Annotated in this window: 8 protein-coding genes; 2 read left to right on the top strand and 6 right to left on the bottom strand. The window is 72.2% G+C overall.

The genetic code is table 11. The features are described 5' to 3' along the window. Positions 1-397: alpha/beta fold hydrolase (locus FGF04_RS12960; protein WP_328596292.1), on the top strand; the 397-nt coding region annotated here is incomplete at its 5' end. Positions 398-527: 130 nt separating this feature from the next. On the opposite strand, the gene FGF04_RS12955 is transcribed toward FGF04_RS12960, so the two are convergent. The 3 genes from FGF04_RS12955 to FGF04_RS12945 form a co-directional block, all read right to left on the bottom strand. Further along, positions 528-2,801 (bottom strand): M4 family metallopeptidase, encoded by a 2,274-nt coding sequence (locus tag FGF04_RS12955; protein ID WP_149511464.1) that lies wholly within the window; start codon positions 2,799-2,801, stop codon positions 528-530. A 391-nt stretch (positions 2,802-3,192) separates the two neighbouring features. After that, entirely contained in the window at positions 3,193-4,416 is a 1,224-nt protein-coding gene (locus tag FGF04_RS12950; RefSeq protein WP_149511463.1) for an NAD(P)/FAD-dependent oxidoreductase, read from the bottom strand. 146 nt (positions 4,417-4,562) lie between these two features. Further along, entirely contained in the window at positions 4,563-5,507 is a 945-nt protein-coding gene (locus FGF04_RS12945) for an RNA polymerase sigma-70 factor (RefSeq protein WP_149511462.1), read from the bottom strand. Between the two features lie 189 nt (positions 5,508-5,696). Here FGF04_RS12945 and FGF04_RS12940 point away from each other — a divergent pair, with 189 nt between their 5' ends. Then, positions 5,697-6,386 carry a type 1 glutamine amidotransferase domain-containing protein gene (locus tag FGF04_RS12940; RefSeq protein ID WP_149511461.1) on the top strand — a complete coding sequence of 230 codons (690 nt, stop codon included), beginning with the start codon at positions 5,697-5,699 and terminating at the stop codon, positions 6,384-6,386. A 102-nt stretch (positions 6,387-6,488) separates the two neighbouring features. On the opposite strand, the gene FGF04_RS12935 is transcribed toward FGF04_RS12940, so the two are convergent. The 3 genes from FGF04_RS12935 to FGF04_RS12925 all read right to left on the bottom strand — a co-directional run. Further along, a complete protein-coding gene (locus tag FGF04_RS12935; RefSeq protein ID WP_149511460.1) occupies positions 6,489-7,364 on the bottom strand; it encodes a phosphogluconate dehydrogenase C-terminal domain-containing protein in 876 nt (291 codons plus the stop codon). Further along, positions 7,364-8,173 carry a sugar phosphate isomerase/epimerase family protein gene (locus FGF04_RS12930; protein WP_149511459.1) on the bottom strand — a complete coding sequence of 270 codons (810 nt, stop codon included), beginning with the start codon at positions 8,171-8,173 and terminating at the stop codon, positions 7,364-7,366. Before FGF04_RS12930 ends, FGF04_RS12935 begins: the two co-directional genes overlap by 1 nt. Further along, a partial coding sequence (locus FGF04_RS12925; protein WP_149511458.1) for a triose-phosphate isomerase occupies positions 8,173-8,914 on the bottom strand: 742 nt, incomplete at its 5' end. The genes FGF04_RS12930 and FGF04_RS12925, both read right to left, overlap by 1 nt.

The following is an 8,914-nucleotide window of genomic DNA, read 5'->3' as shown; positions in this document are numbered from 1 at the left end:
CCTCGTGGCCGACACCTTCTCCCTCACCCCCGCCGAGCTGGCTCGCCTCTCCTGGCACGACCCCTCGAAGTTCCGCCTCGACCTCGGCGCGCTCTCCGAGGAGCAGCGCGCGGTCATGGCCGCCAACCGCGCCGCCCTGGAGGTCTATGCGGGTCCGCACGCCATGGCCGACCCCACGCTCGGCGAGCGCCTGGCCGGTGTCGGGCACCCGACCCTGGTCGCCTGGGGCGCGAGCGACCGGGTCGTGGACGCCGACTACGGACGCGCGTACGCACAGGCCGTACCCGGGGCGGAGTTCCTCCTGATGGAGGGCACGGGCCACCTGCCGCAGGCCGAGACGCCGGAGCGACTCCTGCCGGTGGTCTGGGACTTCGCCGAGGCGCACGTCACCGCATGAGCCCCCGCCCCGTACACGCCGACGCCCGCCCGGACCGTGGCGCGGTCCGGGCGGGCGGGCGATCGGTGGGACCGACGGGTCGACCGATCTAACCGATCTACAGGCCTACCGGCCTACGGGCAGGGCGGTGTCAGGGGGTGATCCGCCACTGCTGGATGTAGCCCACGTCGATCGCCGCGACGTCGCGCACCCGCAGCTTCCAGGTGCCCTCGACCGGCTGCGCGGAGGCGTTCACCGTGAAGGTCTGGTCGACGTTGTCGGCCGAGCCCCCGCTGCGGTTCAGCAGCGAGTACACGGTTCCGTCGGGGCCCACCAGGTCGACCGTCAGGTCGCCCCGGTAGGTGTGGACGATCTTGACGTAGACCTCCGTGGTCGCCGAGGCGTTGCCCGGGCGGCCCGTGATGGTGACGGGCGACTCGACCGCGGCACCGTTGTCGGGGATGTCGACGCGGGTGGAGTTGGCGTAGATGAGCGCCACCCGCCACTCGAAGGTCTCCGACACGCTGGAGCCCGTGCTGTCGGTGACCGTGACGGTCACCTCGCTGGTGCCGGTGGTGGTCGGCACCCCGGAGATCAGCCCGCTGTCGCTCAGGGTCAGCCCGTCGGGCAGCCCGGTGGCCTCGTAGGCGAGGGTCGCGTCCGAGTTCGTGGTGTAGGCCTCGACCTGCAGGGACACGTCCTGGCCGACGCCGGAGAGCTGGTCGCCGATCGGGGCGACGTTGGTGCCGACCGCGATGCGGTCGCCCACGTTGATGCCGGCCCAGGCGGCGGCGACGGCGAGGTAGGTGTCGCTGTAGGCCCCGAAGAGGTCGCTCGCGGCCTGCAGGGTGGCGACCCTGGCGCCCGCGTAGTTGGTCGACGAGGTCATGTACGTCGACAGCGCGCGGTACCAGATGTCGGCCGCGTTCTCGATGCCGATGCCCGTCACCGGCACGCCGTCCACGGTCGGGCTGTCGTAGTCGACGCCGTTGACGGTCTTCGCCCCGCTGCCCTCGGACAGCAGGTAGAAGAAGTGGTTCGCGGGACCGGAGGAGTAGTGGACGTCGATGCTGCCCAGCGAGGCGTCCCAGTAGTCACGGGAGCGGCTGTCCTTGGAGGGCTTGTCCATGTAGCGCAGCGGCGTGCCGTCGCCGTTGATGTCGATCTTCTCGCCGACCAGGTAGTCGGGGACGTCCGCCGTCAGGTCCGCGTCGAACTCCACGGCCGCGGCGAAGATGTCCGAGGTCGCCTCGTTGAGGCCGCCCGACTCCCCCGAGTACGTCAGGTTGGCGGTGGCGGCCGTGACGCCGTGGCTCATCTCGTGGGCCGCCACGTCCAGCGAGGTGAGCGGCGCCGCGTTGCCCGCGCCGTCGCCGTACGTCATGCAGAAGCAGGAGTCCTGCCAGAAGGCGTTGACGTAGTTGTTGCCGTAGTGGGCGCGGCTGTAGGCGGCCACGCCGTCGTTGCGGATGCCGTTGCGGTTGTGGACGTTCTTGTAGTAGTCCCAGGTCGCCGCGGCGCCGAAGGCGACGTCCACCCCGGCGGTCTGCCGGTTGCCCGGCGTGCCGTCGCCCCAGACATCGTTGTCATCGGTAAACAGTGTGCCCGTGCCGGACGTCCCCTGGTTCAGGTCGTACGTGCGCTGCCCGGCGCGGTCGCCGTCGACGAGCTGGTACGACGAACCGGACTGCGTGCTGCCGACGGAGACCTCGCCGTTGTACTGGCCGTGGCCCGTCCCGGTGTGCACGCCCTCGTACTGCGCGGCGACCTTCCCGGTGCTCGCGTCGGTGACGACGTGGAGCTCGCTCGGCGTGCCGTCCTCCTGGACCCCCTCGACGACGGACTCCCAGGCCAGCACCGGCTTGCCCTCTGCGGCCCAGACGACCAGCCGGGGCTTGCCCTCGACCTCCGTCTTCTCCACGTCGGCCGCCTTGCCCAGCGCCAGCGCCTTGTCGGCGGCGCGGTCCGCGGCGATCTTCGGCGTGGTGGTCGCCACCGTGATGGTGGCGCGGGTGCCCTTGGTGGTGGTGCTGGTGCCGTTCTTCTTCTCGTGCACCACGAGGTCGCCGCCGAGGACCGGGAGCCCCGCGTAGGTGCGCTCGTACCGGGTGTGCGTCGTGCCGTCGGCGTCCTTGAGGACGTCCTTGACGAGCAGCTTCTCCTTGGCGCCGAGCCGCAGGTCCTTGGCGGTGTCACCGGCGTCGGCGGTGGCGCTCCTGATGAGCGCGGTGCGCGCGGCGGGCGACAGGGCGGGCTGGGCGGCGCCGGCCCGCGGGGTGGCCACGATCTTCGAGGGGCCGGGGTCGGCGGGCGCGGCGGAGGCGGGTCCGCCCTGGACTCCGAGGACGAGCAGCGAGCTCGCGGTCGTGAGGGCCAGGACCGCGGTGTGTCTGTGACGGCGGGCGGAGCGGTGGTGCCGGGACAATGTCTTCTCCTCCAGCGACGGCCGGCTCCTGGTGGGAGCCGGCGGTGAGCGGGCCGGCCTGGTGCGGCCGGACCACGACAGGGGGGTGGGGCGGGAGAGAGCGCAGCACGAGGTGGCACACGGAAGAGAGCGCCGGAGAACTCGGCGACGCGTGAGACGTGGGTGTGCGGGGGATGTGTGAGTGGGGGGTGTGACGGCGTGAATGAAGGGTGAACGTTCGACAGCAGAGTGACACCAGGCACACAGCCTTGTCATGGATGTGACAATACAACGGCTTGAATTGACCATTGCTTGCTGCGGGTTCCGCACGGCCGCCACACGTTTTCGGCCGCCCGCTGGTGACCCGCATCCTTCCCGGAAGCGGGTCACTACCGGTGCGCCCGCGGGTCCGTCAGGCCGGCGTCCCGGTGGCGGTCCGGTCCGTGCGGGGCGCGGCGTCCGCGATCCGGCGGCGGCGGGCCGGCAGGCCGAGGGTGGGGTTCGCCACGCCCCAGACCGCGCCCTTGCAGACCAACTCCTTGTAGAACGCGGCGAGTCGGCCGGTCAGGGCCGCGTCGACGGCCCGGTCGTCCGCGGTGACGAACTGGATCAGGCCCTCCGAACGGCCGAGCGACACACACTGGTTGTAGTAGCGGATCTTCGAGGCCGGGAGCCCCCCGCCGGTCAGGCGCGCCGCGATGACGTCGGCGGCGTGCCAGGCGGCGGGGGTGCCCGAGGCGCAGGACATCCGCAGCGGCTTGCCGCCGGGACCCGTCGCGAGGGCGGCGTCGCCCACCACGTACACGTCCGGGTGCGAAACCGAGCGCATGCTGTCGTCGACCACGATCCGGCCCGTGGCGGTGGTCTCCAGGGCGGTGGCCCGCGCGAGCGGGTGGACGGCGAACCCGGTCGTCCACACGGTGACCGCGGAGGGGATGTCGCGGCCGTCCCCGGTGATGACGCGGTCGGCCTCGACGCGGGTGACGACGGTCTGCTCGTGCACGGTGATGCCGAGCCCGTCGACGACCTTGCGCAGGTGCCTGCGACCCTTCTCCGAGAGCCAGTCGCCGAGCGCGCCGCGGGCGACGAGGGCGACCGCGAGGTCCGGACGGGTCTCGGCCAGCTCGGTGGCGGCCTCCAGCCCGGTGAGACCGCCGCCGACCACGACCACGGGCTGCGCGGCGTCCGGACCGGCCAGCCGCTCGCGCAGCCGGAGCGCCCCGGGCCGGCTCGCGATCTGGTGGGCGTGCTCGGCGGCGCCGGGGACTCCCCCGTCGTCCCAGCCGCTGCCGAGGGCGTACACGAGGGTGTCGTAAGGGAGTTGCTCGGTGGCGGCGGGGTCCGCCCCGGTGCCGCCGTCCGGCTCGACGGTGACGGTCCGGCCCTCGACGTCGACGCCGGTGACCGTGGCGAGCTTCAGCACGACGCCGGTGCCGGCGAGCATCTCGCGCAGCGGCCTGGGCCTCAGGTCCTGGCCGGCCGCGAGCTGGTGCATCCGGACGCGCTCGACGAAGTCGGGTTCGGCGTTGACGAGGGTGATGGCGACCTCGTCGCGGTGCAGCCGCCTGGCGAGGCGGCCGGCCGCGATGGCTCCGGTGTATCCGGCGCCGAGGACGATGATGCGGTGCTGCTGCATGTGAAGGCTCCTGTCTGCGCGGGTCCGCCCCGTGTCGAGCGCGGTGTCGGCCCTTGAACCGGGCAGCACGCCGTTTCCTGACAGGAACCTCGTGTGAAGCGGATCACACCACCGTGCGGGGCCCGCCGACGGCGCCCGCACGGCGGTCAGAAGGCGTGGAACAGGGGCTCCCCGCGGTCGGCCGCCGCCCACACCTCGGTCGCCCGTTCGAGCTTGTCCGGGTTGGCCTGGGCGCGGAACGCGGCGATGCCGTCGGCGGTGACCTCCAGGCACACGACGCCGACGACCCGGCCGTCGACGACCGCCACCACGGCGGGGTCGCCGTTGGCGGTCGAGGCGTAGATCGCGGGCGAGCCGCCGACCAGGGCGCGCTTGGAGCGCGCCGGCTTGAACAGGCCCCGCATGAACTTCGCGACCGCGAGGGCGCCCCGGAACGGCGTGGTGCGGGCCGGGACCTTGCCGCCGCCGTCACCGATCGAGACGGCGTCGGCGGTGAGCAGCCGTACGAGGGGTTCGGTCCTGCCCGTGGTCGCGGCCGACAGGAACTCCTCCACGATCCGCCGGGCGGAGGCCCGGTCGATCTCGGTGCGGGCCCTGCCCTCCGCGAGGTGCTTCCTGGCGCGGTGGAGGAGCTGCTGGCTGGCGGCCTCCGTGATGCCGAGGATCCCGGCGACCTCCCGGTGCGGGTAGTCGAAGGCCTCCCGCAGCACGTACACCGCGCGTTCGGCGGGGGCCAGCCGCTCCATGAGGGTCAGGACGGCGTACGAGACCGACTCGCGCTGCTCGGCGGTGCCGGCGGGGCCGAGCATCGCGTCCCCTTCGAGCAGCGGCTCGGGAAGCCACTGGCCCACATACCGCTCGCGCCGCGCGCGGGCCGACGTCAGCTGGTTGAGGCACAGGTTCGTGAGCACCTTCGTCAGCCAGGCCTCCAGGACCTCGATGCGCTCGGTGTCGGCCGCCTGCCATCGCAGGAAGGTCTCCTGCACGACGTCCTCGGCCTCGCCCGCGGACCCCAGCAGGCGGTACGCGATGGCCTCCAGCCGGGGCCTGAGGCTCTCGAACCGGTCCACGTCCTGCATGGTCAGCGGCATGCCCCGGATCCTAGCGGGACGGCTCGGGAGCCCTCCGGCCGGGAGACGGCCGCCCGGCTCACACCCTTCTAGACGACCGGTCTAATGATGCGTTACGGTTACGGCATACGGAGCACCGCACGCGCTTAGGAAGCACCCGGGGGGTACCCCTCCGGACGACCGGTCCACCCACCTCAGGAGCACGCAGACATGAAGGTTCTTGTCGTTCTCACCTCGCACGACGAACTCGGCGACACCGGCCGCAAGACCGGCTTCTGGCTGGAGGAGCTGGCCGCGCCCTACTACCGCTTCAAGGAGGCCGGCTGGGAGATCACGCTCGCCTCCCCCGCGGGCGGCTGCCCGCCGCTGGACCCCAAGAGCAACGAGCCCGACTTCCAGACCGATCTGACCCGCCGGTTCGAGGCCGACGAGGAGGCGACCGCGGCCCTCTCCGACACCGTGCGCCTGGACTCGGTCTCGGCCGACGCCTTCGACACGGTCTTCTACCCCGGCGGCCACGGCCCGCTGTGGGACCTGGCCGAGGACGCCCACTCCAAGCGGCTGATCGAGACGACCCTGCGCGCGGGCAAGCCGCTCGCGCTGGTCTGCCACGCCCCCGGCGTCCTGCGCCACGCGGTGAACGAGGACGGTACGCCGCTGGTGCGGGGCAAGGAGGTCACCGGGTTCGCCGACTCCGAGGAGGAGGGCGTCGCGCTCACCGAGGTCGTGCCCTTCCTCGTCGAGGACGAGCTCAAGCGGCTCGGCGGCATCTACTCCAAGGGCGAGGACTGGGCGCCCTACGTCGTCCGGGACGGTCTGCTGATCACCGGGCAGAACCCGGCCTCCTCGGCCCCGGCGGCGGACGCGCTCGTGGAGCTGGCGGGCAAGACGGGCGCGTAGGCACGTGGGTACGTAGGCGTGTAGGCGCATACGTCCGAAGCCGGTACCGGGCTGTCAGGCGGCCGGTATCGGCTTCGGTGGAACAGGGGTCTCAGCGCGCGGTCAGCGCCTGATCTCCTTGATCTTCAGCATGCGCGTGATGACCTTGTCGAGCTCGTCGTCCTCGAAGACCTTCTTCCAGTCGTCGCGCACGATGGACTCGCGGCCGTAGTCCATGGCGATCAGGCAGGCGTCCGAGAACGGGTTGGAGCCCTTGAGGGTGTTGGCCAGGGCGACCTGGGTGTGGCCCAGGAGCATCGCGCGGGCCGCCTTCTCCGGGACGCCGACGGTGTGCACGGTCTCGTGCAGCGCCTCGGTCAGCAGGGCGCCCACCATGCAGGCGATGGTCTCGACGAGGGTCGGCTCCAGGACGGCGAGCTGCTTGACGGTGACCCAGTGGACGTCGACCACGGGCGCGTACATCACGCGGATGACGGAGTCGGCCAGCTCCTGCTTGGCCTCGTCGCCGCCCTCGTACGCGGCGACGACCTCCTGCGGGGCGGCGATGCCGCCGAAGGTGTCCTGCCACTCCTCCTTGGTGGTGCGCTCCAGGAACACCGACGGGTGGCAGGGGTGGGCGCACGCGTAGTGGATGTCGTCCCGGTTGAAGAGCAGGCCGGCGTAGGCGGCGGCCGGGTCCAGGGTGAGGACGACCGTGCCGGGCCTCATCAGCGGGACGAGCTCCTCGGAGACCTTGCCGAGGACGACGTCGGGGACGGCGAGGATGACCACGTCGGCCTCGGCGACGGCGTCGGCGGACCCGGTCAGCTCGCGGCCGAGGCCGCGGATCAGCTCCTGGCCCTGGGGCGAGGCCTCGCTGAAGAGCACCCGGAAGTCGCTCTCGACCAGGTTGTTGGAGACGCGCTGGCCCATCTTGCCGGCGGCCCCGATGACGGCGACGGTCTTGACGTCGACCCGGGTCTGGATCTCGGTGGCCATTACTCGCTCCTCAGAAGGGTGTTGATGCTGTGCTGCGTCCACTGGTGTTCGAGCCGGGCGGTGGCGTCGAAGCCCTCGTCCTGCCACGGGAGCCAGTGCTCCACGATCTGGTTGATCCCGTCGGCGTCCGGCCGGGCGGCCCGTACGGCGGCGATCATCGCGTCGTAGTCCAGGAGGCCCTCGCCCAGGGGGCAGCCGGCGTAGGTGAAGCCGACCCAGCCGTCCCGGCGGGTGAAGGCGAAGTCCTTGACGTGGATGTTGACCACGTGCGGCGCGGTGGCGGCCACGACGTCCACCGGGCGTTCCAGGCGGGCGACGCTGTTGCCGGGGTCGAGGACGACTCCGAGCCGCTCGCTGTCGACCCCGCGTACGACAGCCAGCAGGTCGTCGGTCGACACCTGCTCGTAGGTCTCCAGGCCCAGGGTCACGCCGGCGTCCTCGAAGCGCGGCACCGACTCCTTCAGCAGGGCCACCGCCTCGGCGGTGTCCGGCCGGTGGTCCGCCGTGTTGAGCATGGAGCGTACGAGGGTGACGTCCAACTGCCGTGCCAGGTCGAGGTACTTGAGCAGATGGGCGGGGCGGACGCCGCGGGTGCCGAGCTCCAGGGTCAGGCCCAGGTCGGCGGCGGTGGCCTTCACGTCCGCCAGCTGCGCGGCGTCGTAGGACTCGACGGGTGCGTAGTCGCAGATCTGGAAGACCTGACCGCCGAGCTCGGCGGTGTCGCGCAACATCTCGGGGAGCGTCATGGGCCGGGGCGCCCGCTCGGAGAAGCGCCAGAAGTAGGCGTAGGTGCTGATGCCGTAGGCCATCACGCCACCGCCGCGGGGGCCGGGGTGCGCGTCTCGTCGCGGATCTCGTCGAGGATCGCGCGGACGTTGTCCGGGTCGTGGGCGAAGCGGCCCAGGAAGAGGCCGTCCGCCGTCCCCTCCAGGCGGGTGAGCAGGCCGGGGCCCGCGCTGCCGCCGTAGATGACCTGGGAACCGGCATGCTGCGGGCGGGTGCCGAGCCACTCCCGCAGGGCGGTGCACACGGTGGCGATGTGGTCGGCGGAGGCCGGCTCGGGTGCGCCGATGGCCCACTGGGGCTCGTAGGCGAGGACGACGGTGCCGTCCAGGCCGTGGAGCAGGCGGGCGGCCTCGGCGACCGTGCGTTCGGCCGCCTCCCGGGGCGTCCCGCGGTCGAGTTCGCCGATGCACAGGACCGGGGTGAGGCCGTTGCGCAGGGCGGCGGCCGTCTTGGCCGCGACGACCGTGTCGCCCTCCCCGTACAGGCGGCGGCGCTCGGCGTGGCCGACCTCGGCGTAGCGGCAGCCGATCTCCTTGAGGAGGGGGCCGCCGACCTCGCCGGTGTACGGGCCGGTGTCCTCGGTGGCGATGTCCTGGGCGCCGAGGGCGATGCCGTACGGCGCGAGGATGCCGGCGGCGGGGACCAGGGTCGGGAAGGCGGGCAGGACGAAGAGGCGGGCCGCGCCGGAGGTCACGGCGGGGTGCTCGGCGGCCAGGGCGGATATCTTGCGGGCCCAGTTGAGTGTCTGGTGGTGGCCGAAGTAC

Source organism: Streptomyces apricus (assembly GCF_008369065.1).
Classification (GTDB): domain Bacteria; phylum Actinomycetota; class Actinomycetes; order Streptomycetales; family Streptomycetaceae; genus Streptomyces; species Streptomyces apricus.
This window is presented reverse-complemented; position numbering and strand designations above follow the sequence as displayed.

Excerpts from the sequence above, each read along its gene's own strand:
- FGF04_RS12950 (WP_149511463.1), bottom strand. The coding sequence starts at position 4,416 with ATGCAGCAGCACCGCATCATCGTCCTCGGCGCCGGATACACCGGAGCC.
- FGF04_RS12930 (WP_149511459.1), bottom strand. The coding sequence starts at position 8,173 with ATGGCCTACGGCATCAGCACCTACGCCTACTTCTGGCGCTTCTCCGAG.
- FGF04_RS12935 (WP_149511460.1), bottom strand. The coding sequence starts at position 7,364 with ATGGCCACCGAGATCCAGACCCGGGTCGACGTCAAGACCGTCGCCGTC.
- FGF04_RS12940 (WP_149511461.1), top strand. The coding sequence starts at position 5,697 with ATGAAGGTTCTTGTCGTTCTCACCTCGCACGACGAACTCGGCGACACC.
- FGF04_RS12945 (WP_149511462.1), bottom strand. The coding sequence starts at position 5,507 with ATGCCGCTGACCATGCAGGACGTGGACCGGTTCGAGAGCCTCAGGCCC.